The sequence below is a fragment of the Ralstonia sp. 110700041-2 genome (assembly GCF_056280165.1).
On record NZ_JBSFAI010000001.1, the window covers coordinates 61,687 to 86,678 of the forward strand.

The 24,992-nt window shown below is 64.5% G+C and carries 22 protein-coding genes; 11 read left to right on the forward strand and 11 right to left on the reverse strand.

The window, feature by feature from the left end; genetic code table 11:
- Window positions 1-53: 53 nt before the first annotated feature.
- Window positions 54-1,184 (forward strand): mechanosensitive ion channel family protein, encoded by a 1,131-nt coding sequence (locus ACUXH0_RS00250; RefSeq protein ID WP_137910740.1) that lies wholly within the window; start codon window positions 54-56, stop codon window positions 1,182-1,184.
- Here ACUXH0_RS00250 and ACUXH0_RS00255 read toward each other — a convergent pair.
- The 8 genes from ACUXH0_RS00255 to ACUXH0_RS00290 form a co-directional block, all read right to left on the reverse strand.
- A complete protein-coding gene (locus ACUXH0_RS00255) occupies window positions 1,174-2,064 on the reverse strand; it encodes a hypothetical protein (RefSeq protein ID WP_024541766.1) in 891 nt (296 codons plus the stop codon). The genes ACUXH0_RS00250 and ACUXH0_RS00255 overlap by 11 nt on opposite strands.
- A gap of 3 nt (window positions 2,065-2,067) precedes the next feature.
- Entirely contained in the window at window positions 2,068-3,786 is a 1,719-nt protein-coding gene (locus ACUXH0_RS00260) for a DUF2334 domain-containing protein (protein ID WP_065851564.1), read from the reverse strand.
- A 23-nt stretch (window positions 3,787-3,809) separates the two neighbouring features.
- The gene (locus ACUXH0_RS00265; RefSeq protein WP_004631522.1) at window positions 3,810-4,262 is read right to left on the reverse strand and encodes a hypothetical protein; all 453 of its coding nucleotides are present in this window, start codon (window positions 4,260-4,262) and stop codon (window positions 3,810-3,812) included.
- A gap of 9 nt (window positions 4,263-4,271) precedes the next feature.
- Window positions 4,272-5,531: a non-hydrolyzing UDP-N-acetylglucosamine 2-epimerase gene (gene wecB, locus ACUXH0_RS00270; RefSeq protein ID WP_004631521.1), complete on the reverse strand. Its 1,260-nt coding sequence runs from the start codon at window positions 5,529-5,531 to the stop codon at window positions 4,272-4,274.
- A 260-nt stretch (window positions 5,532-5,791) separates the two neighbouring features.
- Complete coding sequence (locus ACUXH0_RS00275) at window positions 5,792-7,525, reverse strand: NfrA family protein (protein WP_182593644.1); 1,734 nt, start codon at window positions 7,523-7,525, stop codon at window positions 5,792-5,794.
- Entirely contained in the window at window positions 7,522-9,633 is a 2,112-nt protein-coding gene (locus ACUXH0_RS00280) for a glycosyl transferase family protein (RefSeq protein ID WP_024541762.1), read from the reverse strand. The genes ACUXH0_RS00275 and ACUXH0_RS00280 overlap by 4 nt, the downstream gene beginning before the upstream one ends.
- Window positions 9,634-10,373: 740 nt before the next feature.
- Window positions 10,374-12,212: a methyl-accepting chemotaxis protein gene (locus tag ACUXH0_RS00285; protein WP_024541761.1), complete on the reverse strand. Its 1,839-nt coding sequence runs from the start codon at window positions 12,210-12,212 to the stop codon at window positions 10,374-10,376.
- Between the two features lie 89 nt (window positions 12,213-12,301).
- Window positions 12,302-13,015, reverse strand: coding sequence for a glycine zipper 2TM domain-containing protein (locus ACUXH0_RS00290; RefSeq protein WP_024541760.1), 714 nt, complete (start codon window positions 13,013-13,015; stop codon window positions 12,302-12,304).
- Window positions 13,016-13,286: 271 nt separating this feature from the next.
- Here ACUXH0_RS00290 and ACUXH0_RS00295 point away from each other — a divergent pair, with 271 nt between their 5' ends.
- Window positions 13,287-14,219, forward strand: a complete 933-nt coding sequence (locus ACUXH0_RS00295) for a 2-hydroxyacid dehydrogenase (protein ID WP_024541759.1) — start codon at window positions 13,287-13,289, stop codon at window positions 14,217-14,219.
- Window positions 14,220-14,242: 23 nt separating this feature from the next.
- Here the strand turns inward: ACUXH0_RS00295 and ACUXH0_RS00300 are convergent, their stop codons facing one another.
- Complete coding sequence (locus ACUXH0_RS00300) at window positions 14,243-15,499, reverse strand: branched-chain amino acid ABC transporter substrate-binding protein (protein ID WP_004631515.1); 1,257 nt, start codon at window positions 15,497-15,499, stop codon at window positions 14,243-14,245.
- 229 nt (window positions 15,500-15,728) lie between these two features.
- Between ACUXH0_RS00300 and ACUXH0_RS00305 the strand changes: the two genes are divergently transcribed.
- The 5 genes from ACUXH0_RS00305 (at window position 15,729) to ACUXH0_RS00325 (ending at window position 18,945) form a co-directional block, all read left to right on the forward strand.
- Window positions 15,729-16,394 (forward strand): TetR/AcrR family transcriptional regulator, encoded by a 666-nt coding sequence (locus tag ACUXH0_RS00305; RefSeq protein WP_004631514.1) that lies wholly within the window; start codon window positions 15,729-15,731, stop codon window positions 16,392-16,394.
- A 41-nt stretch (window positions 16,395-16,435) separates the two neighbouring features.
- Window positions 16,436-17,881, forward strand: coding sequence for an MFS transporter (locus ACUXH0_RS00310; RefSeq protein WP_024541758.1), 1,446 nt, complete (start codon window positions 16,436-16,438; stop codon window positions 17,879-17,881).
- 94 nt (window positions 17,882-17,975) lie between these two features.
- Window positions 17,976-18,410 (forward strand): HIT family protein, encoded by a 435-nt coding sequence (locus tag ACUXH0_RS00315; RefSeq protein ID WP_004631512.1) that lies wholly within the window; start codon window positions 17,976-17,978, stop codon window positions 18,408-18,410.
- 91 nt (window positions 18,411-18,501) lie between these two features.
- Window positions 18,502-18,681 (forward strand): ATP-binding protein, encoded by a 180-nt coding sequence (locus ACUXH0_RS00320; RefSeq protein ID WP_004631511.1) that lies wholly within the window; start codon window positions 18,502-18,504, stop codon window positions 18,679-18,681.
- A 21-nt stretch (window positions 18,682-18,702) separates the two neighbouring features.
- Window positions 18,703-18,945, forward strand: coding sequence for an ATP-binding protein (locus ACUXH0_RS00325; RefSeq protein ID WP_268747290.1), 243 nt, complete (start codon window positions 18,703-18,705; stop codon window positions 18,943-18,945).
- Window positions 18,946-18,954: 9 nt separating this feature from the next.
- Here the strand turns inward: ACUXH0_RS00325 and ACUXH0_RS00330 are convergent, their stop codons facing one another.
- A complete protein-coding gene (locus tag ACUXH0_RS00330) occupies window positions 18,955-19,317 on the reverse strand; it encodes a DUF2917 domain-containing protein (protein ID WP_182593642.1) in 363 nt (120 codons plus the stop codon).
- A 253-nt stretch (window positions 19,318-19,570) separates the two neighbouring features.
- On the opposite strand from ACUXH0_RS00330, the gene ACUXH0_RS00335 reads away from it, so the two are divergent.
- Window positions 19,571-20,527 (forward strand): TauD/TfdA dioxygenase family protein, encoded by a 957-nt coding sequence (locus tag ACUXH0_RS00335; RefSeq protein ID WP_182593641.1) that lies wholly within the window; start codon window positions 19,571-19,573, stop codon window positions 20,525-20,527.
- A gap of 2 nt (window positions 20,528-20,529) precedes the next feature.
- Here the strand turns inward: ACUXH0_RS00335 and ACUXH0_RS00340 are convergent, their stop codons facing one another.
- Complete coding sequence (locus tag ACUXH0_RS00340) at window positions 20,530-22,056, reverse strand: M20 family peptidase (protein ID WP_182593640.1); 1,527 nt, start codon at window positions 22,054-22,056, stop codon at window positions 20,530-20,532.
- 152 nt (window positions 22,057-22,208) lie between these two features.
- Here ACUXH0_RS00340 and ACUXH0_RS00345 point away from each other — a divergent pair, with 152 nt between their 5' ends.
- Genes ACUXH0_RS00345 through ACUXH0_RS00355 form a run of 3 tightly spaced genes read left to right on the forward strand, consistent with a single transcriptional unit; the run spans window position 22,209 to window position 24,809 of the window.
- A complete protein-coding gene (locus tag ACUXH0_RS00345; protein WP_182593639.1) occupies window positions 22,209-23,018 on the forward strand; it encodes a MetQ/NlpA family ABC transporter substrate-binding protein in 810 nt (269 codons plus the stop codon).
- A gap of 20 nt (window positions 23,019-23,038) precedes the next feature.
- The gene (locus ACUXH0_RS00350) at window positions 23,039-24,175 is read left to right on the forward strand and encodes a methionine ABC transporter ATP-binding protein (protein WP_182593638.1); all 1,137 of its coding nucleotides are present in this window, start codon (window positions 23,039-23,041) and stop codon (window positions 24,173-24,175) included.
- Window positions 24,156-24,809, forward strand: a complete 654-nt coding sequence (locus tag ACUXH0_RS00355; RefSeq protein WP_182593637.1) for a methionine ABC transporter permease — start codon at window positions 24,156-24,158, stop codon at window positions 24,807-24,809. Before ACUXH0_RS00350 ends, ACUXH0_RS00355 begins: the two co-directional genes overlap by 20 nt.
- Window positions 24,810-24,992 lie beyond the last annotated feature (183 nt).

The following is a 24,992-nucleotide window of genomic DNA, read 5'->3' on the forward strand; positions in this document are numbered from 1 at the left end:
CGCAGGCACGCTATGTGCGGCGCAGCATCCGTGTTTTCTGCACGGAGAAACCCATGGAGTGGCTCAACGCCCACACCTTCCTGCGCGTGCCGGCCCGCGATTGGGCCGCCGCCACATTGACTGTCATCGCCGCGTATGCAGTGCTGTCAAGCGTATTGCGCCTCATCTGCAACCGGCTTGATGCGCGCGCGCGCCGTACCGGCCATCGCTTTGACATTCTCATCACCGCAGTGCTGCGCGATACGCATCCGCTCTTCATTGCACTGGCCGCATTGCTTGCCGGGTCGTACTTCATCGATCTGCCCACGCGCATTGCCAACAAGCTTGACCACATCTGGTTCGTCATCATCGGGTTCCAGATTGCGCTGTGGCTCAACCGCGGCGTGAAGCTGTGGGCGCGCGATCGGCTGTCGACGCAAACCCACGCCACACGCAATCCGGTCATCACATCAATGACCGCCTGGGTGCTGCGGTTTGCGCTGTGGTCAATGCTGCTGCTGGCCATTCTGGCCAACGTGGGCGTGAACATCACGGCCTTCGTCGCCAGCCTGGGGGTGGGCGGTGTGGCGGTGGCGCTGGCGGTGCAGAGCATCCTGAGCGACTTGTTTGCCTCGCTCGCCATCGGGCTGGACAAGCCGTTCGAGATTGGCGACTTCATCGTCTTCGAATCGATTGCCGGCACTGTGCAGCACGTGGGCCTCAAGACGACGCGCATCCGCAGCCTGTCGGGCGAAGAGATCGTCGCATCCAACACGGCGCTGCTCAAGAGCACGATTCATAATTACAAACGGATGTCGGAACGACGCATCGTCTTCGCCTTTGGGGTGACCTACGATGCGCGCGCCGCGCAACTGCAGAAAATTCCGGACATCGTGCGCCGTGCGGTGGAGGCCGTCGGCAACACGCGTTTCGATCGTGCGCACTTCAAGGAGTTTGGCGAGAACGCGCTGAACTTCGAGGTCGTGTATTTCGTGACCGATCCGGATTTCAATCTGTACATGGATATCCAGCAGCGCATCAACCTGACGATCCTGGAAGGGCTGGAAAATCTGGGCACCTCGTTCGCCCTGCCCACGCGTACGATCCAGCTGGTGCGCCGTGACGGCGAACCTGTTGGCCCGGAAGACCTCGCCGACCGCTCACCCGCCAGCACTCAGCGTGTGAGCGCGCGGGCTAGCGGTTGACCACTGCGGGCATGCTGAGAAACGCCGCATCGAGGCTGCGCCACAGCGGTCTTGAACGCGGCACCATGTCTTGCCGGAAATACCACCAAAAGTAGCCGCCGACAAAGCGAGGATGCGTGACTGCGAGCCCGTAATAGTGGGCAACGAGCGCCGTCTTGCGTGCGGCATGGCGCGTACCGACTTCTCCAAAGCCCAGTGCGGCGTGCGGAAACAGATCGCCCAAGCGGCTGAACACGGCGTTCCAGTCGGGTGGCGCGATCTTGCAGTCGTCTTCATAGAAGCTGATGAACACGTAGTCGAGCCCATCGCGCAGCCGTAGCGGCACATTGCGCTGCGTCCAATCAAACATGGCGCGTGATGGCTGCTCGGCGCAGCCCTCGTTGTAGTACAGCGTGAGCGCCGTGCGGCCGCCGCCGGCCTTGATGACCTCATAGGCTGCCATGGTCTTGTCGATCACGTCGCGTGTGGGGCCTGTCCACTCGCCGTTGATCTCATTGCCGATTTCCCAGACATCGACGTTGCCGGCGAGCGTGTGCAGATAAGCCGCGGCACGCTGGCGCAGTTGCGGGGTCGTGTACTGCTTGAGCGTGGAGGAATCGGCCAGCTCACCCATCACGTAAGCCACGTCCCGGATGGCGGCCACGGGCCCGACGTAATGCGGTGCGTCCATGCCTTCATCAAAGACGACGCGCACGGTGGGTGTGCGCGAGAGGTGCGACAGTGCGTCGACCACGGCGGGCACGTTGTCCACCGCATCGACGGTCACGCCATACAACGGCACAGGGCCGGAAGGCATCGCGCCCACCGGCCCTGCTGCTGCGGTGGATGCGCTCAAGACCAGCATGGCTGCCGCCACCAGTACCGAGCGCATCCGCAGCATCGCCTACTGCGCCGTGCTGGCATCCACCCAGGTAAAGCCCAGCGCGGTGATGCCGTTGATGATGGTTTGGAAATCCGCATAGCCCGGCGTGCCGATCTCCGGCTCAAGCCAGAACGGGTGGAAGAAGAACGAGGCAAAGCCGTCTCGCACCACCTGCGCATACGTCGCATTGGTCAGAATGTCCTGTGCGGTGTAGGTCAGGCACGACGACGGATCGATATTGCAGATGTTGTACTCCACGTTGCCCAGGTTTTCCGGAATGATGCGCTGGTTGTAGTAGTCCTTCTGAATGATGTACGGGAAGAACTGGCCAACCGAAAAATCATGACCCGGCGTCGAGGCATTCAGCGTCTGCGGATTGTCGGAGGTGTAGTACACCACGCGCTGATACGTGGTCTTGAAGTACTGGGGTACCGCCTTGATGGCTAGCGGAGACGACTGATAGTGCGGCGCCTCCCAGGCGAACGGCGCGTAGCCGTTGAGCTGGAACTCCAGCAGCCCCGACGACAATCGCCCTGCTGCCCATTGCGTTGAATCTTCGTTCACGGGCCGGTTCTGCGTGGCGAACCAGAACTCGAAGTCGTTCGCGCTGACGGCGTTGATGAGGTTCGGGATGTTGCTGTACTGGTGGGTGTAGCCGTGCATCAGGATCTTCCCCCCCCGCGCCAGTGCGTGGTTCAGTGCCGACTTGAGCCCCGTTGCATTGACGAGATGGATCGTCTGCGCAACGCCGCCGTTGTAGACACCGTTCGGGTCCTTGTACAGCGGGATGGTGGCAAGCGAGAACGGAATCTTGTTGCTGTACAGATAATCCGTGAGGGTATTGATGGACGTCACCGTGTTGGTGGCGTTGATGTCTTCCAGACGCACGAGCGCACGGTGCAGCGTCGGCGCATTGGTTCCCAGGATGTCATGCAGCATGTCGCATATCACCAAGTAGCGGTCGCGCGGTCCGATGTACGAGAACGGCATGTCGGCGAAGTACCAGAAGTTGCCTGAGCGGATCACATACGGAGCCGTCGCCTTGGTCACCGAGTTGGTGATCGTGACCAGGCTCGTCGCCTTGGTGGCATCGGCCACCGCCGTCACGCCAATGTCGGGGTCTGCGGAAATCGCCCCGGTCGTGGCGTTGAAGGCGTAGTACTTCGTCATCGTCTGGTTCTTGTAGGTGACCGTGTCAAAGAAGCCAGGGTTCGGTGCGCTGGCTGACGGTGCCGCGTTCATGCCCGCCAAGTTGGAGAACGAAATGCCGTAGCGCGAGGTAAACGGATACGCCGTATTCCAGGCAAGTTCCCACAGGTTGTACTTGAACCAGACCACGGTCTTCTGCGTGGTCGTCACATCCGACAGGAACGCTGCCGGTATGGGATTGTTGTAGTAACTCCCCATGTAGAAGATAGCGGTGTACTGCTCGGTCATGCCCGCCGTGTAGTTCTGCACGGGCAGCAGCGTGATGGTGGTGTTGAAGTGCGCGAGCAGGTTGTACAGCATGATCGCGTACGACTTGCCGAGGTTGGTGTACTGGTCGTTTGGCGGAGCGTCGTACAGCACGAGCATCGGGGCTGGCGCGGTCTGGGCCGATGCAGATCCACCAATGGTCACGCAGATGGGCCCAAGCCCAATTGTGCAGGTGGCGGCCTGCACTGGCGCTGTCAGCGAGACCCCGAGCATGCCGCCCGCAAAGACGAGCGCGCACAGAAACTTTCGTAGCAATGTCTTCATGATGACTCTCCGACTCATGGCAATCATGGGCGATAGACCGAGCCGTCCGCTTGGCGGTAGAGCCCGAGGTTGAAATTGGGGCCACGGTCGTGGCCACGTTCAGTGCCTGTCGTTTCGTTTTCCGGCATGCCGGGGCGGACTTCGGTCACGACGGCCGGGCGCGGCGGTGGGATGACCTGTCCGTTCTCGTCCATGACGCCGTAGCCGTAGGCGCGCGCGCCTCCGGTCACGGGCCTGGGCGTTGCTGCTGCCACAACGGTGGGCTGCATGGGTTGCGCAGCCATGGCCGTCGCCTTCGAAGACGCGGGCGGTGGGGCCTTCTTGTTCGTGCCGGCGCCGGGGGTGCCCTGGTCTGTCGCGCCGGTCACAATGGCAGGCACACCACCATCACCGCCCCCCGGTGGCGCGACGATCAACCAACCGGCGACAAGTGCGGAGGCAACCAACACGCCGCCCCCGATTTGCTTCGCTTTCATCAAAGCCTCCTAACCGTTCAGGCGGTGCTGTGTTGACGACCCTTGCGCGGTGGCACGCGCCGCTTCCAGATCGATGATTTCGGCCTCGGTGGCCGGTTTGCGAATGAGTTGCGGGCCGCGCGCTGCCTGCTTCGGCTGCGTGGTGAAGGCGTTCTTCAGCGCATCGACAATGCGCCGGCAGGCCTGGCCGTCGCCATAGGGGTTGTGCGCCTGTGCCATGCGTTCGTATTCGGCGGCGTTGTTAAGCAGCGTTTCTGCCTCGTCGACGATGCGTTGCGTATCGGTGCCGACCAGCCGTGCGGTGCCCGATGCCACAGCCTCCGGTCGCTCGGTCGTGTCGCGCGTTACCAGTACCGGTTTGCCAAGAGCGGGCGCCTCTTCCTGAATGCCACCGGAATCGGTGACGATCAGGTAGGCGCGGTCCATCAGGTAGACGAACGGCAGGTAGTCCTGTGGCGCAATCAGATGAACGTTGCCGTGGCCGGAAAGGATGGCGCTGACCGGCTGCTGCACGTTCGGGTTCAGGTGCACCGGATAGACGACCTGCACGTCCGGATGTCGCGCCGCCAGCAGGCGCAGCGCCACGCAGAAGTTCTCGAACGGCTCGCCGAAGTTCTCGCGGCGATGGCCTGTCACCAGGATCATCCGACGCCCAGCCGCCAGGAACGGATAGCGCGCCGCCAACTGCGCTGACAGCGCGGCATCGCTGTCCAGCCGTTGCTTCACGGCCAGCAACGCATCGATGACGGTGTTGCCGGTAAGCGTGACCTGCTCGGGGTCGATGCCCTCGTCCAGCAGGTTCTGGCGTGATTCGGCCGTAGGCGCGAAGTGCCAGGTGGTCACGGAATCGGTCACGCGCCGGTTCAACTCTTCCGGCCATGGCGACCAGATGTTGCCGGTACGCAAACCCGCCTCCACATGCCCGACCGGAATGCGCCGGTAGAACGCTGCGAGGCTCGCCGCCAGCGTGGTCGTCGTATCGCCGTGGACCAGCACGGCATCGGGCTTGTAGGCGTCTAGCACGCCGTCGATGCCGCTCAATACGTTGGATGTGATATCGGACAGCGTCTGCCCGGGCCGCATCAGGTTGAGGTCAAACTCCGGCACGATGCCGAAGAGCTCCAGCACTTGATCCAGCATCTGCCGGTGCTGCGCGCTCACGCACACTGCCGACGCAAAGCCTGCCTCGGCCTGCAATGCCTGCACCAGCGGCGCCATCTTGATGGCCTCTGGGCGCGTGCCGAACACGGTCAAGATCTTCCCCATCATCACTGCACTCCCCTGTCGTCTGCTCCGGCGCGCCTGCAAAGCACGACGGGCGCGAAGACGCGCGTGTCGCTTCTGACGCCGGGCAGACCTCGCTACTGAGCGAAGGCCGTGCCATGCGTCCTGCTTTGACCCACCATGGCGCTGCGACGCCATCCTGTGGACGCCGCTGCCAAGTCTCTTTGTTACCCGTTTCCCTCGGCGGTCAAAAACGTTTCATCTGCGACACCTCTGACTGGGGTCTGCTTGAATCCGGGGTTGCCCTAGAACCAAAGAATGGCTCGCGCGACCACCCCCTTTGCTCGATCCGCGTGCGTCAACGGCAAGCGGTATTGCACGGTCAAGTCCAGCCAACTGGCCGGCGCCGCGTAGTGCGACTCGCGAAACCAATAGCGGAAGTTGATGCCTGGGCCGACACCCAGCGCAAGCTGGTGGTCGATCGCCTTGTTGTCGTGATCGCCCGCCAGCACGATGTGCGGGTAGACCGTGAGCCGATCGCTGACGGAGTTCAGTAGCCACGTGTGTCCGTAGCGCATTTCCGTGCTGATGATCATCCGGCCCTGGTTGAGGAAATAGGCGCCCTCGCCATACACCTGCCAGGTCTGCCAGCGCGGCTTGGTGACCTGCAGGTCGAGCCCCTGGTCGGTCGAGAACCCGATGCGCAGCAGCGTGTCGTTGGTGGTCAGTTGCCCAATGCGGAAAAGGCGCTCGGCGGTGAACACCAGGTTGATGTCCTTGATCGGCTTGTAGCGCGCGCCCACCGAGCCCTGCGCGGTCGGGAGGCCTGTGTGGCCATTGCGGTCGTACACGTTGTCATAGCCGCGCGCAAAGACCTGGAAGATGCTGCCGTCCCGATACCCGATGCCGGGCGGCTGCCAGTACACCTCCGCGCCCGCTTGGCCCACGCTCACGGTGTTGGGCAAACCGAACGCCGAAGTTTGATATGCGCCCGAGACGACCATGCCGAAGTTACGCTGCATCTGCTCGACTTCGCGCCGGTAGCCGAAGCGGCGGTCGGGTGGAAGGCGGTCGTCGCCATTGCTGCCGCTGTCGCCCTTGGCATCGGCATCGGCGCGGTCGAGACTTTGCCGGAAAAGCCCGATGGCGGTCGGGTTGTCGCCCAGGCGCTTGGCCGCGTAGGCGGCATCGGCGTAGTGCGTCCAGCTGCCTTGGCCGGAGGCAAAGCCGCGCTGGAAGGCTGCCAGCGCGGCACGATCGTCACGCGCGCGCAGGTGACTGTAGGCATCGTTCAACTCACGCTGGCCGATCACGCGCCGGTCATTGGCGGACGTGGTTTCGCCCTGCGCTTCAGGTGCCATCGCCTGGGCAAGCAGCGCCTTGGCGTAGCGCTGGCGCGCCGGGTCCGTCGCGTGTTCGGCTGCCAGCGTGGCGGCCTGAGACGCACCATCGCGGTCGCCCAATTGCAGGCGAGATTGCGCGAGACGCAGTTGCACGTCGGCGTCGGGTTCGTCCTTCATGCCGCTCAGCGCATCGAGGGCGGCTTGCGGGTGCTTGGCCGAATATGCGCTGTCCGACCAGGCCAGATGCAGATTGCGCTGCTCCTGCGGCGTCCAGTCGGTGCCTTGCACAGCGTGTGCAAAGTCCTGTTCGGCCACGGCGGGATCGTCCGCTTTCTGCGCGAGGAACCCGTGCTGTGCAAAGACACGGGGCTCGTCGGGATACTTCCGCAGCAGCGCATCAGCCTGCGCGCGCGCCGCATCCAACTGGCCCTTGCGCGTCAGCACATCCAGCAGCAGCAGGTTCAGTTGCAGGCTGTCTGGCTGCGCGGCCAACGCCGCACGCGTGGCGGCTTCCGCATCGTCGAGCTTGTTGGCGTCGATGGCGCGATAGGCGCGGTCGGCGCGAAAATAGGCGTCGGGCTGCAACGGCGCGGGCGGCTCCGCCAGGGATACGCCATGACAGAGCGCCCACACTGCCGCGGCAATCGGCCAGCGCAAACGGCGCACGGTTAGACGAATGGCTCTCTCGTGTGTCATGCCACACCTCCCGCAACAGATGGGTTGGGCCGCGGCTCTGATCCGGGGGGCAGATCCGGCGGCACAGGAATCGGGGGGATGGTGGAAGCCTCGGATGCGGGTGCCGTGCCGGCTGCAATGCCTGGGCCGGCGCCCGTCATGGATTCGACGGCCAACATGGCCGAATGCGCCGACGGTCCGAATACGACCGTGGCACGGCGGTTAGGGTCGGCCATCTGCGCCAGCTCGGCCGACATCTCGTGGTCGCACGCCATGAAGCAGGCGACCTTGCGGCCCGCAGCGCGGGCCAGCTCTTCCAGCACTTCGCCCTCGGGCAACTCAGACACGGCGATGTTGAGCGACCCGTCTTCGCCAATCGAGAACGGCACCACGTGATGCCGCACGGCCAGGTCTCGCGGCAGGCAATCGGCCAGCGCTCCGAGCACGACGTTGGTCAGGCTCACGCGCGGCAGGTCGACCTGCTCGGCCAGCGCATCGGCCAGCGTGTCGGGCGTGACCAGCCCCTGCTCGACCAGCACTTGCCCAAGCCGGTGCCCGCTCTGGCGCTGGATGGCGAGTGCTGCATCCAATTGCTCCTGCGTGAGCACTTCCCACTTGACGAGCGTCTCGCCAAGCTTGCAGCGCGTACGGCCCAGCGCGTCGTTCGACAGATAGGTGTGCTGCGTCTTGTCCCAGGCGATGGGCTTACCTGTCAGGCAGTAGATCAGGAAGATCTTCCACGCCCGGCACACCGAGAAGAAGTTGATGAAGTTGTTCACCACCAGCCTGGGCAGGCACAACACGCCCTGCAACGGGCCGTTGAGCCGACCGACAAAGTACACGCGCTGCGCCAGCCGGTTAAAGAGCAGCGCCGCGTTGATGGCCAGCAGGTCCTGCATCCAGATGCTGCCGACCACGAACGTGCCATCGGGGATCGTGATCACGCCTTTGAACATCAGCGCGCCCAGCGCCAGATAGTTCAGCGACAGCACATAGGCCAGGATGGAGAACAGCGCCGTAAGCACGCCTTTTCGATCCCGGAAGAACATGTAGCGGGTAACGAGGTTGCCATTCCACCCCATCTGCAACCAGCCCTGGAACGCGATACCGAGCACCCAGCGCGCGCGCTGCCGATACGCCGTGCGGAAGGTGCTCGGAAAGTACTCCCGCGTGGCCAGCAGTTGCGGGCGGGTTCCCTTGCGCCGCCCAAAGCGCCAGCGTGTGCGCGTCTTGCCCTCGGCATCCTCGGTTGGTTCTGCGTTCTCGCAGATCGGGAAATGCACGAATGCTTCGCGCATGCCCAGTTCGCGCAGGCGAAAACTGAAGTCATAGTCTTCCGTGAGCGTGCTGGTGTTGAAGGGCGAATCGCCGCGCACCTTCATCACGGCTTCGATGGCACGGCGGCTGTAACAGAGCGCGACGCCAGCACCGGGCACCGTGCCGGTCAGCGCCTGGCGCGCCACCAGGTCTTTCTGGTGCGTCTCGGAAAAATCATCCATGTACGTGCCGGCCACCCACTCATACCACTTGCGCTCAAGCGAGAGCACCGGAAGTTGCACCAGATCCTGATCAAGGATGAAGTAGTTGAAGTACTTCAGCTCCAGCGGGTGGATCACGTCTTCACAGTCGTGCATGATCACGCCCGCAAAGCGGATACCGTGCCCAGCCTCGTGCCGGATGATGGTCTGGATGATGGTGTTCAGGCAGTCGGCCTTGCACGTCGGGCCATCGTGCGTGACCGCCGCGCGCACCACACGGCCGGGGTAGCGGCGCACCATGCGTTCGACTTCGGTGGTGGTTTCCGCATCGTTGCGGTACGCGCCGGCAAAGATAATGAAGCGCGTGTACTCCATCGTCGCCAGGGTGTTCTCAACCATCTTGGCGATGACGTCGTACTCCTTCCAGGCCGGCACCATGATGGCGAGCCATTGCTCTTCGCGCTCGCGCAACGATTGCGCCGAAATCGTGACCGGCGTGCGGCCACGCTGCGGCCAGAGCCACAGCTCCCGCACCCAGTAGAAGGCGTCCAGGAAGAAGTCGTCGGCGGTGCTGATGAAGATGACGAGCGTGGTCGCTACCGTCAAGGTGTTGAGCAACGCCAGGTAAAGCTCCCATGGCAAATCGCTCACGGCTGCTCCCCTGCCCCGGCCTTGCGGGCGCGTTGCGAGTGTCCGGCGTACCCCCCGCCTTGCGCAGTGGCGCTCATGCTTCCCCCAAGGTCTTTTCGACGTGCGACGCAACCGCTTTGCGCCATGGCATCCGACCCAATCTGCCACCGCCGATCGGGTTGACGCGTCGCCCTCTGGCCTGCTTCTCGTGAAGGGGAACGCGAGGACCATACCAACGCCCGCCAAAGCGCACAGTTATGCGGTGCAGCACATCACATGCGCCTTCAGACACGTGCCGGATAGCCCGGGTTGTTGCATGCGTGAACGCAGGAAACGGGCGGTGGCGGTGGCGGGATCAACGCCACGGCATACAACGCCATCTGATATGGGGGGGACATTCGTCCGGCAGCCAACAAGGCCTCCCTACAAACGACGGAGGCGCTGCCCGATCAAATGCAGGCGGTTTGGCTTAGGCGAGCGGGGAGCACCCCTGACCGGCGTGGGCGCGTGTTACCGCATGAACTAATGCGCGCAACTGGGCGCAGGTTGCAAAGTCTTATGCGCAAAGGCTCTGCCCGATGAATCGCGCGGCAAAACGCGACCGACCTCGCGGTCCGGCGTTGCGTTGGCGACGCCGCAACGCAAATCGTCGGCCGGATCAACAACCTCGGCCCAAGCAGTTCTGCAAATCGGTTGCAGCGCTGAAACACAAAGCCGCGCTCAGGGCGCGGCTTGTCGGGATGGACGTGTCGGCGGGTGCGTCAGAACTGTTCCCAGTCGTCGGCATCGTGCGAGACCGCGGCCAAGGCAAGCTTGCCGGGCTTGGGTTCAACTGCCACGGCAGGCGCTGCCTTCACGTCCTGAGCGGGCACAACAGCCGGTTTGACTGGCGCGGCCAAGCGCTTGCGTGCCGCACGCGCCGTCGCAACGGCAGGTTTGCGTGCCACCGGTTTGGCGACCGGGCCGGGGTTGCTGGACACGGCCGATGCAGCCGAACCAGCATGCGCCGCCTTTGGAGCTACGGGCGCCAGCACAGGTTCAACGTGTACACCCGCCGCCGGCAAGCGGAACGACGCGACCGCCTCGCGCAGCACACCTGCCTGCTCTTCCAGCGATTGGGCCGCAGCCGCAGCCTCTTCCACCAGCGCGGCGTTCTGCTGGGTCACTTCGTCCATTTGCGTGACGGCCTGGTTGACTTGCTCGATACCCGCGCTCTGTTCGTCCGATGCGGAGCTGATCTCGCCCATGATGTCCGTCACGCGCTTGACGGCCACCACCACTTCGTCGATCACCGCGCCGGCTTCGGTCACCAGCGTCGAGCCGTTCTCAACACGGCCCACCGAATCGCTGATCAATTCCTTGATTTCCTTCGCTGCCGTGGCGGAGCGTTGCGCCAGACTGCGCACCTCACCCGCCACCACCGCAAACCCCCGGCCCTGTTCGCCTGCGCGCGCAGCTTCCACTGCGGCATTCAACGCAAGGATGTTCGTCTGGAACGCAATGCCTTCGATCACGCCGATGATGTCGGCGATCTTCTTGCTGCTGTCGTTGATGCCCGACATCGTCTCGATCACGCGGCCCACCACTTCACCGCCCTTCACGGCGATGTCCGACGCGTTGCCGGCAAGCTGGCTGGCCTGACGTGCGTTGTCGGCGTTCTGGCGCACGATGCTCGTCAGCTCTTCCATGCTCGACGCAGTTTCTTCCAGTGACGAAGCCTGTTCCTCCGTACGCTGCGACAGGTCCATGTTGCCGGCCGCAATCTGCTTGGTGGCGCTGGCGATGGATTCGCTGCCGCCGCGCATTGTCACGATGGTGCGGATCAGGCCGCGCTGCATGTCGATGAGACCTTGCGTGAGCGCGCCCATTTCGTCCTTGCTGCCGACAGTGATGCGCTCGGTCAGGTTGCCGTTCGAGATCGCGCTGAAGTGGCCCAGCATCTTTGACAACGGCACCGAAATTGCCCGGTGCAGGCCAAATGCGCACCCCAGCGCCGCCGCAATGCCCACCCCGATGGCGCCGATGATCAGCATCAGGAACGCGTGCGATCGAGCCGCTGCGCTTTCGTAGGCTGCCTTGGCCTGTTCGACCTGGCTGCGATCCAGCGCATCGGCTGCCGCAGACAGCGCCACGGACAGCGGCGGAATCACGTTCATCACCACCTTGTCGACGGTCGCGGCATCGCGGGCACGCAATGCGGTCATCAGCGGCTCGATGCCGTCACGGAAGAATGCGTTGCGCTTGGTCTCCATGTCGGCGGCCAGACGGCTTTCGTCCGCGTTCATGGGCAGGGTCTTGTATTGCTTCCAGGCGTCGTCAGACTTCGTACGGTAGCCGTTGGCCTTGTCCAGGATGGCCGGCACGTCGGCGGCATCCGGATGGAAGACCGCGCGATCGAGCGTCGTGCGCACGATCGCCGCATTCAGCTGCGCCTTGCCGACCAGCGAGGTCGAAGCGAGCTGATTGGTGTAGATCTCGTTGATGTTCGCGTCGGACGCGCGCATTCCGATCACGCCAATGGTGCCGGTAATGGCGAGCAGCAAGGCCAGCAGCGTCAGCGCTGCATTGAGACGGAAACGGATGGAAAGTCGATTGAGCATGGGAATCACCGCGGGGTTATTGCCTCCGCTATATCGGTCGGCCCGCACCGTTTCTGAAGCCGGCGCGGGCGCTCCCATGCAGGAAGTGGCTAGTACGGCACTGCCATGTTGTTTTCGATGCGGGCGCGATTCCCCACGCGCAGGCCGTTGGGGTTGTTCTGGGTGAGCGTGACACGCGAGTTGTCGTTCAGCCGCATGGTCACGCGGTAGGTCTGGCCGACCACCGTGTTGCCTTCCACAGCGTTGCCCGCCATGGCACCCGCCACCGCGCCGCCGATGGTGGCCACGGTATTGCCGCGCCCGCCGCCAACCTGGTGGCCAAGCAAGCCGCCCACCACGCCGCCGAGCACGGCACCCACGCCGCTCGACTGGCCGCGCACGGGCACCGCTTCGACGTATTCGACAACGCCGTAGCGGTTATCCGCTGGCGCTTGATAAGACGGGTCGCCGTTGTTCGGATACGGCGAATAGTTCGGTTGCGAATATGTCGGCTGGGGCTGCGAATACGCCGGCGCCGGCTGCTGCGGATACGGCTGCGGCGCATTCGCGTCATAGCTGCCATAGCCGTTGCTGTACGTGTTGTCGTACCCGCTGGCATAGCCGCTGCTGTAGGTGGTCGGGGCGATGCTGTTGCCGTAAGCATTGCTGCCCGCGGCATAGCCTGCCCCATAACCGGCGCCGTAACCGGGGTACGCCGGCGCCGTCACGCAGCCCGTCAGCCCTGCTGCCACGGCGGCCAATGCGGCCACAGCCACCCAACGCGCTGCGCGCCCTGCACGGTCTAACTTGTTCGTTGCTCGCATGATGAATCCCGTCTGGTAAGCGAGGCATCTGGGCCGGACCGGCAGTCTGTTCTGCGGCCCGCGGCCATGCGCCTCCTGCCGCAAAGTCTATGCCGCGGCCCTGCAAACCCGTGCAACCAAACCTGCTCTTCGGTAACGGCGTGTAACCGCATGGCGCGCGTGGCTTTCCGCGTGGCGTTGGAGCGCGCGTTATCATCGCCAGGCGCTGCGCGACGCACCTCTTTGCCGGGTCTCGCCCCCATTCATGCGGCCCGTCTCCTCTTCCTACCCCATGCAACCGACCCTGCTGCTCCTCATTGCGATGACGCCCGAGAACATGGCGCAGATCGCTGAACATTTCCGCGTCATCCATGCACCCACCCGCGCCGAACGCGACGCCGCCATCGCGCGCGATGGGCGCGATGTCCGCATCGTGCTCACCAATGGCTCGACGGGCCTGACCGGCGCGGAGATCGCCGCGATGCCCAAGCTGGAACTCGCCTGCGCGCTGGGCGCCGGCTACGAGAACATCGACGTGGAGGCCGCCCACGCGCGTGGCGTGGCCGTAGCCAACGGTGCAGGCACCAACGATGCCTGCGTGGCCGACCACGCGTTTGGCTTGCTGCTGGCCACCGTGCGCGGCATTCCCAAGCTGGATCGGTCCACACGCAACGGTATCTGGCGCGACGACATTCCGCTGCAGCCCGGTGTATGCGGCAAGCGCCTGGGCATCGTCGGCCTTGGCACCATCGGCCTGCAGATCGCGCGCCGCGCAGCCGGTTTCGACATGCAGATCGGCTATCACAATCGCAAGCCGCGCGACGGGGTGTCGTACCGCTACTTCGATGTGCTGAAGGACATGGCCGCGTGGGCCGACTTCCTGATCGTTGCCACGCCGGGCGGTGCGCAGACGAAGCATCTGGTCAACCAGACGATCCTGGAAGCGCTGGGCCCGCGCGGCTACGTGGTCAACATTGCGCGCGGCAGCGTGGTGGATACGGCGGCGCTGGAAGCGGCCATCCGTTCAGGAAAGCTGGGCGGCGCGGGGCTGGATGTATATGAGAGCGAGCCCAAGCCGCCGGCCGGGCTGCTGGACCTGGAGCAGGTCGTGCTGACGCCGCACATTGCCGGCTGGTCGCCGGAATCGGTGCAGGCGACGGTGGATCGCTTTCTGGAGAACGCCCGCGGACACCTGGCGGGCACAGGCGTGGTGTCCCCGGTCTAAGCCAGGGACACCTGCACGCTACGTTACGACGCCGGACGCTTCATCTGGCACGACGTCGGCTGGGCCGCCAGGTGCGGTTCCAGCGTGACGTCGGTACGCCAGCCGTAGCCAGTGTTTTCCTGGTCGTACTTGATCTTCTTGCCGTCGGCCTTCACCCAGGTCGTCACGTACAGCGTCTGCTGCGCCTGGTGATCGGTCTTGCGCATCTCGATCGGGCCGTTGAGCCCATCGACCGTCATGCCTTCCATCACCTTGGCCACCTTGGCCGGCTCAGCCGAACCGCTGGTCTTGATGGCCTTGGCCAGGAAGGCGATGCCGGTGTAAACATCGGCGTTGAAGAAATCGTCGTTGTACTTCTTCTTGAAGCCGTCGAGCACAGCGCTCGTCTTCGCGTTGCCGTCGTTCGGCGCGAAGTAGCTGATGACCTTCACGCGGTCGGCGCCTGATGCGCCCATCGCCGTGGGCACACCGGTGGTGCCAGCGTAGTACGTATAGAAGTTGGTGGTGAGGCCCGCATCCTTCGATGCGCGGATCAGCAGTGCCAGATCGCTCCCCCAGTTACCGGTGATGACCGTATCCGCGCCCGAAGCACGAATCTTCGCGACATACGGCGAGAAGTCCTTCACCTGCGCGAGCGGGTGCAGATCCTCACCCACCACCTGGATGTCCGGGCGCTTGCGCTTGAGGTACTCCTTCGCCGCGCGCGCCACCTGGTGGCCGAACGAGTAGTTCTGGTTCAGCAGGTAGACCTTCTTGATGCTCTGGTCCTTGGCGAGATAGCTCGTCAGGGCCTCCATCTTCATGTCGGAGTTGGCGTCCAGGCGGAAGTGCCAGTAGTTGCACTTGCTGTTGGTCATGTCCGGATCGACCGCGGCGTAATTGAGATAGATGATCTCCTTGCCCGGGTTGCGGTCGTTGTACTTGGCGATCGCGTCTTGCAGCGCCATGCCCACGCTGGAACCGTCGCCCTGCGCGACGTAGCGGATGCCCTGGTCGGTGATCTGCTTGAGGATCGTCAGGCTTTCTTGCGGCGACACCTTGTTGTCAAAGCCGACGACTTCAAACTTGGTGCCGTTGCCGCTCCAGTTCTGCTGGTTGGCCAGATCGGCCGCGTATTGCCAGCTGCGCAACTGGTTCTGGCCCAGCGCGCCCATCAGCCCGGACAGCGGATCGATCCACGCGATCTTGACGGTCTCGGCGTGGACGATGCTCGGGCAGAGTGCGCCCGCGAATGTGCCAACTGCTGCCGCCGCGCACAGCGCGAGTCGGAATGCCTTCATGCAAATGTCTCCTGATGTCTTATCGTTTGACGCCGTGCAGAAGGCATCGTCGAGCATGGTTCTTGTACTAAACCGCAAACCGAGGCTTACGGTAGCTCGATCCTTCCATACACAAACGTATGTGCATGGTAGGAGCGCGTTTGTTGCCGTGTCAACCCGCGCAAACCAGGGGGCCTCAGCACGATTTAAGCGCTGGACAGACCTGTTAGCGGGACTAGAATCCGCCTTCATGCCCAAGCCTTCCCTGCTGCTCGACAAACACGACGACACCGTCGACGTCGGTGCCGATTCCGCCTCCCCTGCCGCGCCGCGTGCACAGCTCACGCCCGACGACTGGGTGCGCGCCGCCACCGATCTGCTCGTCACCAAGAGCATCGATGCGGTGCGCGTGGATGTGCTCGCCAAGCAGTTGGACGTGACGCGTGGCAGCTTCTACTGGCACTTCAAGAACCGCGACGACCTGCTGCACCAGGTGCTGCAGGACTGGAGCGAGCGCACGCGCGTGGGCCCCAAGCTGGAGCGGCAGAACCCGTCGGTGCAGGGGCTCGTCCGCGATCTGCTGGCACTGCCGTTTCGCGGTCGCAGCGCGCGACGCACGGCCATGATCGAATTCGCCATCCGCGCCTGGGCGCGGCGTGACCCGATGGCGCAAGAAGCCGTTGAAGCTGTCGACGAGCATCGCATGGACTACTACGTCCAGCATTTCCAGGCGATCGGCTTTGCGCGCAAAGACGCCAAGACGCGCGCCTTCATGCTGTACGCCTACCAGCTATCGGAAGCCACGCTCTGGCACCAGGGCAGCAAGCCCGATAAGGACGCGCGCCGCCGCTTCTTTGAAGACACGCTACTCGCGGGCGCACCGCAAGACGGTTCGGCCGCGCCTTCGCGGGAATAAATCGTGCTGCATCGTGCGCAATCCTCTCCGGGTGCGCCGCGATGCCCGAATCGCCAGCCTTTCACACATCAGACCTGCCCAGCCGGCTCGATCGCCTGCCCTGGAGCCGCTTTCACACGCGCGTGGTTATTGCACTGGGCATTACGTGGTTGCTCGACGGCCTGGAGGTGACGCTGGCCGGCGCGGTGGCGGGCGCGCTCAAGCAAAGCCCTGCCCTGCATCTCACCAACGCGCAGGTTGGCATTGCCAGCAGCGCGTATCTGATCGGGGCAGTGTTCGGCGCGCTGTTGTTCGGCTGGATGACCGATCGGCTCGGCCGCCGCAAGCTGTTCTTCATCACGTTGGGGGTGTACATCCTCGCCACGCTCGCCACGGCGTTTTCGTGGAGCTTTGCCAGCCTGGTCGTATTTCGCGTGCTCACCGGCGCGGGGATCGGCGGCGAATATGCGGCCATCAATTCGACGATCCAGGAGCTGACGCCGGCACGCGTGCGCGGCTGGACGGACCTCGCCATCAACGGCACGTTCTGGGTCGGAGCGGCGTTGGGCGCTGGCGCATCGTTGTGGTTGCTGGACCCCGCACACATGAGCGTCGATACCGGCTGGCGGCTGTGCTTCTTCATCGGCGCCCTGCTGGGGCTCATCATTCTGGTGATGCGTTTCTGGATTCCGGAAAGCCCGCGCTGGCTCATCACGCGCGGTCGCCACGAAGAAGCGCAGACCATCGTGCAGGACATCGAAAGCGAGATCGCCACGCGTGGCCATCGCTTCGATTCCGCGCCGCTGCCGGCATTGCGCATGCGCAGCCGCGGCCATCCCCGATTGATGGAAGTCGCACGGGTGCTGTTCGTGCAGCACCGGCAACGTGCGTTGGTGGGCCTCGCGCTGATGGCCGCACAGGCGTTTTTCTACAACGCGATCTTCTTCACGTACGCGCTGGTGCTGACGGATTTCTACGATGTGCCCGCGACGAAGGTCGGCACCTACCTGCTGCCGTTCGCGCTGGGCAATTTTCTCGGGCCCCTGCTGCTCGGGCGGATGTTTGACGTGGTGGGCCGGCGCACGATGATTGCCGCCACGTATGCGATCAGCGGTCTGCTGTTGCTCGTGAGTGGCGCACTGTTCAAGGCGGGTGTGCTAGACAGCGCCACGCAGACGATCGCGTGGACCGTCGTGTTCTTCTTTGCATCGGCCGCTGCCAGCTCGGCCTATCTGACGGTGAGCGAAACCTTCCCGCTGGAAGTGCGCGCGCTGGCCATCGCGCTGTTCTATGCCGTGGGCACCGGGCTGGGCGGCGTGGCCGGGCCTGCGCTCTTCGGCTGGCTGATCGATACGCACTCGCGCGGTGCCGTGTTCGGCGGCTATGCGTTCGGCGCGGTTCTGATGCTGCTTGCGGCCGCGGTGCAGGCGTACTGGGGGACGGCCGCTGAGCGCAAACCGCTCGAACACGTGGCTGCGCCGCTGTCGGTGGACGACAGCCCCGCTTGATCTGCGCCAAACCTGCGCGACGCGCGTCGCCAACGGTCGCCTATATACTTCGCGCAGCGCTTTCCTGTGCCTTTTCCGCTTACTGGAGACACCCATGCCTGACGCGACTTACGACAACCAGAACATCTTCGCCAAGATCCTGCGCGGCGAGCTGCCCTGCATCAAGGTGTACGAAGACGACCACACCGTCGCCTTCATGGACATCATGCCGCAGGCCGACGGCCACGTGCTGGTGCTGCCCAAGGAAGGCGCGGCAGAGCTGTTCGACCTGTCCGACGATGCCGCATCGGCCGCCATCCGCACCACGCGCAAGCTGGCGCGCGCCGTGCGGGCTGCGTTCACGCCGCCGGGCATCGCCATCTTCCAACTCAACGGCAGCGCCGCCGGGCAGACGGTGCCGCACGTGCACTTTCACGTGCTGCCGCGCTACAGCGATACCCCGCTGCAACCGCACGCCCGCGTGCAGGCCGACAGCGACAAGCTCAAGGCTCAGGCCGAGAAGATCATCGCCGCACTGCAGGCCGAGTAAGCGCCACCGTTACGGTGCGGCGGATGGCACCGCCGAATCTGCCCGCGCCGTAATGCCTTCCCGCTCTTCCTCCCGTCGATAGGCCAGCCCAGTGCAGGTGCTGGTCGACTACTTCGACGCAGTAGCCGCCGATCGCAACATCACCATCGACGTGCAGGGCGATGCGCAACTACGCGCAGATGCCACGTTGCTGCGCCGGGCGATCAACAACCTGCTCGACAACGCACTGGGTCACACCCCCACCGGCGAGCGCATCGACGTGACGATCTAGACAGCGCCGCAGAGGGTCGCCATCGCCGTGCGCAACCCAGGACCGGGCATTCCGCCCGCCGCCCTGCCGCTGCTGTTCGAGCGGTTCTACCGCGGCACCCCCTCGCGGGCGCAATCCGGCACGCAGTCTGGTGCGCAGTCGAGCCAGTCCACCGGGTTGGGACTGGCCATCGTCAAAACCATCATGGACCTGCACGGCGGTAGCGTGCAGGCCAGCAGCCCGCCGGGTGGGCGGACCGAGTTCCGGCTCGTGTTTCCGGCTTGACGCCAGGCCTCAGGTGCCAATCCGCTGTGCCGACGGCGTACGCGCGGCATCCTGCCCGTCGTCGCGCAGAATCTGCCGATATGCAGCCACAACCACCGAGCCGATAAAACGCAGCAGGCGGCGGGGCGCATTGATGTCTTCGGTCACCGCAAAGCGCGCCGGCGTGCCTTCGACCGGCTCACCGGACAACCAGAACCGCACGCCCGCCGGCACGTCGATCGATTGGCCCGGCTTGAGCCAGATGTCCTGACGCTGATGCTCCTGCGTGACCCACAACAGCCCGGCTTGTGCGGCGATGGTTTGGGCCCGTGCCGACCGCCAGCTCACCGGCACGCCCGGCCGGTCCAGTTCGAATATTCTGATTTCGCGCATGATTGAGACTCCTGTGCCGGGGTTAGTGGTGGATGATTTTTATGGGGACTGCGGATCGGCACGGTCCCATCTTGCGCGGCAGCGCAACCGGTTGACATGAACAGTTGTGAACAGTTTCGCTGAACTGTTCACCATCTTTCGCGAACAGTTCATCCGCATGACCGACAGAACTACATTTGGATATGTCAAACCGTTCGTTTTCGGTCGGGCACCGGGTGGCTAGCATGGTCCATCGCCATTGCTCGGAGCCGCCATGCCAGACGATCACAACGCCGCCATCGACACCACGTTCGGCACCTTGCGCGTACGCCGCGTGGCCGGACATATCGGCGGGGAGGTGCTCGACCTCAAGCTCGGCGCGGAGTTGGCGGAAGACACGTTCGCGAGCCTGTATGCCGCGCTGCTCAAGTACAAGGTGTTGTTCTTTCGCGACCAGCAGCAGTTGGACGATGATCGACACCAGGCCTTCGGCAAACGCTTCGGCCGCATCGTCGCCCATCCGACCGTGCCCGCACCCACCGGCACGCAACTGTTTGAACTCGACGCGTCAAAGGGCGGTGGCCGTGCCGACTCGTGGCACACCGACGTGACCTTTCTCGATGCGTTTCCGAAGGTGTCGATCCTGCGCGCGGTGACGATTCCCGCTTACGGCGGCGACACGGTCTGGGCCAACACGGCCCGCGCCTACGAGCAATTGCCGGATACGCTCAAGCAGCTTGCCGAGCAACTCTGGGCCGTGCACACCAACGATTACGACTACGGTGCCGAGCGCACGCAAATCGACGGCGCACGCCTGCGGCATCACCGCGAGGTGTTTACCGCGTCGGTGTATGAAGCGTCGCACCCCGTGGTGCATGTGCATCCGGAAACCAGCGAACGCGCCCTGCTGCTCGGGCATTTCGTCAAGCGCTTCACCGGCCTGCCGGGGAGCGAATCGACGCGGCTGTTCGAACTGCTGCAGAACCGCGTGACGCGCCTGGACAACACCGTGCGCTGGCAATGGCGCCAGCACGACGTCGCCATCTGGGACAACCGCGCCACGCAGCACTACGCCATCAACGATTACGGCAATCAGCCGCGCCTGGTACGCCGCGTGACCGTGCATGGGGACACGGCCATCTCGGTGGATGGCAGCCGCAGCACGCAACTGCGCCGCCCCGAAGCCACCAACGACGCGCACATCGACACGCTGCTGGCTGGCGCGCACTGACATCAGGCCCCGGCCGCCTGCTGCACCAACCGGTGGTAGAAGCGGATCAGCTCCACCAGGTTGGCTTCGGTGATCCGCTCGTTGGTACCGTGAAAGCGCGGCAGGTCTTCCGGCTTGGCGCGCACCGGCGAGAACCGATACACATGGTCGGCAATCTCGATCATGTGGCGCGAATCCGTCGCACCGATCATGAGCCCGGGCGCCACGACCGTGCCCGGGAACAGCTCGCGCACCGTCTTGTTGATCAACTGATACGACGCCGATTGCGTGGGCGACACCGGCGAGGCCTCGCTCGAACCGGGCAGCCGGCTCAACTCGAACTTGCCTTTAGGTGCAGCGGCCTTGGCGGCGTCTTCCACATGCGCGGTGACGGAGGCGATGGTGTCGCCGGGCAGCAGCCGGAAGTTGACCGTGGCCTCGGCGCGGCCGGGCAGCACGTTGTCCTTGTTGCCGGCTTGCACGATGGTCAGCGCGGTGGTGGTGCGAAGCATGGCGTTGGAGCTGCCCGATGCCTCCAATTGCTTCTGGAGCAGCGGCCCGAAAAGCCACAGGTTCGACAGTGCCACGCGGCTGAAACCCTGCATCTCGGGCGCCAGCGTTGCAAACATCTCCTGCGCAACGCCCCTAATGCCCGCAGGCAATTGATCGTCATCCAGCCGCTTGAGCGTGGCGCTCATCATGGCGATGGCGCTCTGCCCTGGCGGGGGCGGCATCGACGAATGCCCCGGCGTAGCGCCCACCTTGAGCTGCACGGAGAGAAAGCCCTTCTCTGCCACGCCAATCAGCGCCGCAGGTTTGGTGAGCCCCGGCAGCACGCCTTCGGTAATGAGCAGCCCTTCGTCGATCACGAAGTCGAGCCGTTCGCCGCGCGATTTGAGCAGCGCGGCAATCTGCTTGGCACCGCGCTCGCCGCCCACTTCCTCGTCGGCGCCAAAGGCCAGGTGGATGGTGCGGCGCGGCTTGAAACCGCTGGCGGCCAGCAGCTCGATGGCCTCCATCTGCGAGATCAGGTTGCCCTTGTCGTCCCACGCACCGCGCCCCCAGACCATGCCGTCTTTGACGACGCCATCGAAGGGCGGCTGCGTCCAGTCGCCTTCGGTGCCGGGGGCGATCGGCACGACATCCTGGTGGGCCATCAGCATGATGGGCTTCAGCGACGGGTCAGCGCCCTTCCAGGTGTAGAGCAACGCAAAGTCGCCCACCTGCTCACGCTGCAGCACGGCGTGCGCCTTGGGGTAGCGCGCCTCGAGCATGGCGTGCAACTGGCGGAACTGGTCCGCATTCAGTTGCGCATCGGTGGCGCTCGACACGGTCCGTGCGCGCACGGCCTCGGCCAGGTGCGCCGCAGCGGCCGCGCCATCCACCGCGACCGGCGTGACGGCCGGCACATCCAGCTGGCGCGAGTCGTGTCGCCACGTATTCACGCCCACAACCGCCGCAAGACCCACCAGGATGACGGCGATTGCCAGCAGCAATCGCCCCACCACCCGCCCCGCCGTCGCCCGGCGACGTTTGAAAGATGCATGCATCGAAGAGTCCCCTCCTTGTGATTGAACTGCCACGGTCGTCCGCAAGTATCGCCCTAACCCAGACCGAGTAACCATCTAAGCAAATATTCGTGGGAATAGGTCCGGTTGCCATGCTGGAATCACCGCATGTTCCCTTTGCGGTAACCATGCCCATGAAACTGACCCAACGACTCGCCCTGGCACTCAGTGCCCTCACCGTTGCCGCTGCCGCCCACGCGGCGCCACTGCGCATCGGCGTCACGCCTGGTGCGCTGGCCGACTCCGTGGAGGTGGCCGCCGCCGAAGCCCGCAAGCAGGGGCTGGACGTCAAGGTGGTGGAGTTGACCGACTGGACCACCCCCAACGTGGCACTCGCCTCGGGCGACCTGGATCTCAATTACTTTCAGCACCAGGCCTTTCTCGACAACGCGATCAAGGAACGTGGCTATGCCTTCAAGAGCGTCGGCATCGGCGTGCTGGGCAACATCGGCCTGTATTCCAACAAGATCAAACGCCTGAGCGATTTGAAGGACGGCGCGCGCGTGGCCGTGGCCAATGACCCCGTCAACCAAGGCCGTGGTCTGTTGCTGCTGCAGAAGGCGGGGCTGATCAAACTGCGCGATGGCGTGGGTGCACGCGGCACGCTCAACGACGTGGTCGCCAATCCGAAGAAGCTGAAGTTTGTCGAAATCGAAGGGCCGCAGCTCGTACGCGCGCTGGATGACGTGGACCTTGCACAGGGCTACCCCGCGCACTTCGTCAACGCGGGCAAACCGGACGTTGCAAGCGCTGGCTTGCTGTACTCGGGCATCGACGACGAGTACTTCGCTATCCGCTTCGTTGCCCGCAACGACAATGCCAACGACCCGCGCATCGCCCGCTTCATCAAGCTGTATCAGGACTCACCAGCCGTGCGCCAGCAGGTGCGCACGTCCTATGCCAACGACGACAAGCTCTTCACTCTGCCCTGGGTGAAACGGTGACACGTTGACACGCTAAGGCCATGACCACACTCGTCTCAAACCCCGCACACATCTGGACCGACGCGATCGCGCCGCATGCCAGACACGCCGATGCCGCGGTCTCCACGCCCACCGCCGGCACCATCACGTTTCGCAACGTCGGCAAGACGTACCGCGCGGCGGCGGGCGATGTGCATGCACTGCAAGGCATCGACCTCGACATCCCGGCTGGGGGCATCTTCGGCATCATCGGGCGCAGCGGTGCGGGCAAATCCAGCCTGCTGCGGACCATCAACGGACTCGAACAGCCCACCCGCGGGCAGGTGCTGGTGGACGGCGTCGATGTCGGCACGCTTGGCAGGGCCGCACTGGTGGGGCTGCGCCGGCGCATCGGCATGATCTTCCAGCACTTCAACCTGCTTTCTGCCAAGACGGTCTGGGAAAACGTCGCGCTGCCGCTGAAGGTGGCAGGCGTGCCACCGGCCGAGATCGCGGAGCGCGTGGATGCGCTGTTGGCGCTGGTCGGGCTGGAGGGCAAGCAGCACGTGTATCCCGGGCGCCTGTCCGGCGGGCAAAAGCAGCGCGTCGGGATTGCGCGCGCACTGGTGCATCGCCCCGAAATTCTGTTGTGCGATGAGGCCACCTCCGCGCTCGACCCCGAAACGACCGACGCCATCCTCGCCCTGCTGCGCGACATCAACCGCCGGCTGGGTCTGACGATCGTGCTCATCACGCATGAGATGGGCGTGATTCGCGATATCTGCGACAACGTGCTCGTGCTCGAAGCCGGTCGCATTGCCGAGCAAGGCCCCGTATGGCGCGTCTTTGGCGACCCGCAGCACGACGCCACACGGGCGTTGCTCGAACCGCTACGCGGCGGCCTGCCTGAAGACGTCGCCCTGCGTTTGCAGCCCACGCCGCCCGCGCGCGCGCCGTTCGAGCAACTGATCGAACTCAGCTACACCGGCACCGCCGCCGTGCCGGAACTCGCGCAGATTGCCCGAGCACTGCACCAACCCACACGCCTGCTGCGCGCCGACCTTGACCGCATCCAGGGCCGCACGCAAGGGCGCCTGCTGGTCGCGGCGGCGGGCAGCACGCTCTCGGCCGACGCGCTCGCCGCGCTGCAATTGTCCCAACACACCCGGAGCCTCGGCTATGTCGCCGCTCACGATTGATCGCATCTGGCAGGGCTTGCTCGACACGCTCACGATGGTGTCGGCCTCCGCGCTGATCGCCTTGCTGGCCGGTATTCCGCTGGCGCTCATCCTGGTGCTGACGGCGCCGGGCAACGCGCTGGAATCGCCGCGCGTGCACCGCGTGCTGGGCGCACTCATCAACGGCTTTCGGGCCACGCCGTTCATCATCCTGCTGGTGGCGCTGCTGCCGTTCACGCGGCTGGTGGTGGGCGCGACGATTGGCGTGTGGGCGGCCGTGGTGCCGCTGTCGATCAGCGCCACACCGTTCTTCGCGCGCATTGCCGAGATCAGCCTGCGCGAGGTCGACCGCGGCCTGATGGAAGCCGCGCAGGCCATGGGCTGCGAACGCCGCCACATCGTCTGGCACGTGCTGCTGCCAGAGGCACTGCCCGGCATCATCGGCGGCTTTACGCTGACGGTGGTGTCGTTGATTGGCGCATCGGCCATGGCGGGTGCCGTTGGCGCAGGCGGGCTGGGCGACATTGCCATCCGCTACGGCTATCAGCGCTTCGACACCACCGTCATGGCGGTGGTGATCGTGGTGCTGATCGGGCTGGTGAGCCTCGTGCAGTGGGTGGGGGATGTCTCGGTGCGGCGGCTGAAGGCGCGTTGAGAGCTCGTTGATTTTTTTTGCTAGTGGTCCATTCCCGGTTTCATCCCCGGCAGGGGGAGAAAAAGAGACGCACCACCACCCCCCGCCCCGCCCCGCCAAAGGCCAAAGGCCAAAACAAAAAAACGCCCCGCCAGCCCGTGCATCGGACCAACAGGGCGTCTTTCTTCAACAGCCCAAAATGCC

Bases quoted from the DNA above. Each gene is read 5' to 3' on its own strand.
- ACUXH0_RS00340 (WP_182593640.1), bottom strand. From the start codon at position 22,056: ATGCATGCATCTTTCAAACGTCGCCGGGCGACGGCGGGGCGGGTGGTG.
- ACUXH0_RS00315 (WP_004631512.1), top strand. From the start codon at position 17,976: ATGCCTGACGCGACTTACGACAACCAGAACATCTTCGCCAAGATCCTG.
- ACUXH0_RS00285 (WP_024541761.1), bottom strand. From the start codon at position 12,212: ATGCTCAATCGACTTTCCATCCGTTTCCGTCTCAATGCAGCGCTGACG.
- ACUXH0_RS00290 (WP_024541760.1), bottom strand. From the start codon at position 13,015: ATGCGAGCAACGAACAAGTTAGACCGTGCAGGGCGCGCAGCGCGTTGG.
- ACUXH0_RS00335 (WP_182593641.1), top strand. From the start codon at position 19,571: ATGCCAGACGATCACAACGCCGCCATCGACACCACGTTCGGCACCTTG.
- ACUXH0_RS00255 (WP_024541766.1), bottom strand. From the start codon at position 2,064: ATGCTGCGGATGCGCTCGGTACTGGTGGCGGCAGCCATGCTGGTCTTG.
- ACUXH0_RS00310 (WP_024541758.1), top strand. From the start codon at position 16,436: ATGCCCGAATCGCCAGCCTTTCACACATCAGACCTGCCCAGCCGGCTC.
- ACUXH0_RS00260 (WP_065851564.1), bottom strand. From the start codon at position 3,786: ATGAAGACATTGCTACGAAAGTTTCTGTGCGCGCTCGTCTTTGCGGGC.
- ACUXH0_RS00275 (WP_182593644.1), bottom strand. From the start codon at position 7,525: ATGACACACGAGAGAGCCATTCGTCTAACCGTGCGCCGTTTGCGCTGG.
- ACUXH0_RS00345 (WP_182593639.1), top strand. From the start codon at position 22,209: ATGAAACTGACCCAACGACTCGCCCTGGCACTCAGTGCCCTCACCGTT.
- ACUXH0_RS00350 (WP_182593638.1), top strand. From the start codon at position 23,039: ATGACCACACTCGTCTCAAACCCCGCACACATCTGGACCGACGCGATC.
- wecB (WP_004631521.1), bottom strand. From the start codon at position 5,531: ATGATGGGGAAGATCTTGACCGTGTTCGGCACGCGCCCAGAGGCCATC.
- ACUXH0_RS00295 (WP_024541759.1), top strand. From the start codon at position 13,287: ATGCAACCGACCCTGCTGCTCCTCATTGCGATGACGCCCGAGAACATG.
- ACUXH0_RS00305 (WP_004631514.1), top strand. From the start codon at position 15,729: ATGCCCAAGCCTTCCCTGCTGCTCGACAAACACGACGACACCGTCGAC.
- ACUXH0_RS00355 (WP_182593637.1), top strand. From the start codon at position 24,156: ATGTCGCCGCTCACGATTGATCGCATCTGGCAGGGCTTGCTCGACACG.
- ACUXH0_RS00265 (WP_004631522.1), bottom strand. From the start codon at position 4,262: ATGAAAGCGAAGCAAATCGGGGGCGGCGTGTTGGTTGCCTCCGCACTT.
- ACUXH0_RS00250 (WP_137910740.1), top strand. From the start codon at position 54: ATGGAGTGGCTCAACGCCCACACCTTCCTGCGCGTGCCGGCCCGCGAT.
- ACUXH0_RS00330 (WP_182593642.1), bottom strand. From the start codon at position 19,317: ATGCGCGAAATCAGAATATTCGAACTGGACCGGCCGGGCGTGCCGGTG.
- ACUXH0_RS00300 (WP_004631515.1), bottom strand. From the start codon at position 15,499: ATGAAGGCATTCCGACTCGCGCTGTGCGCGGCGGCAGCAGTTGGCACA.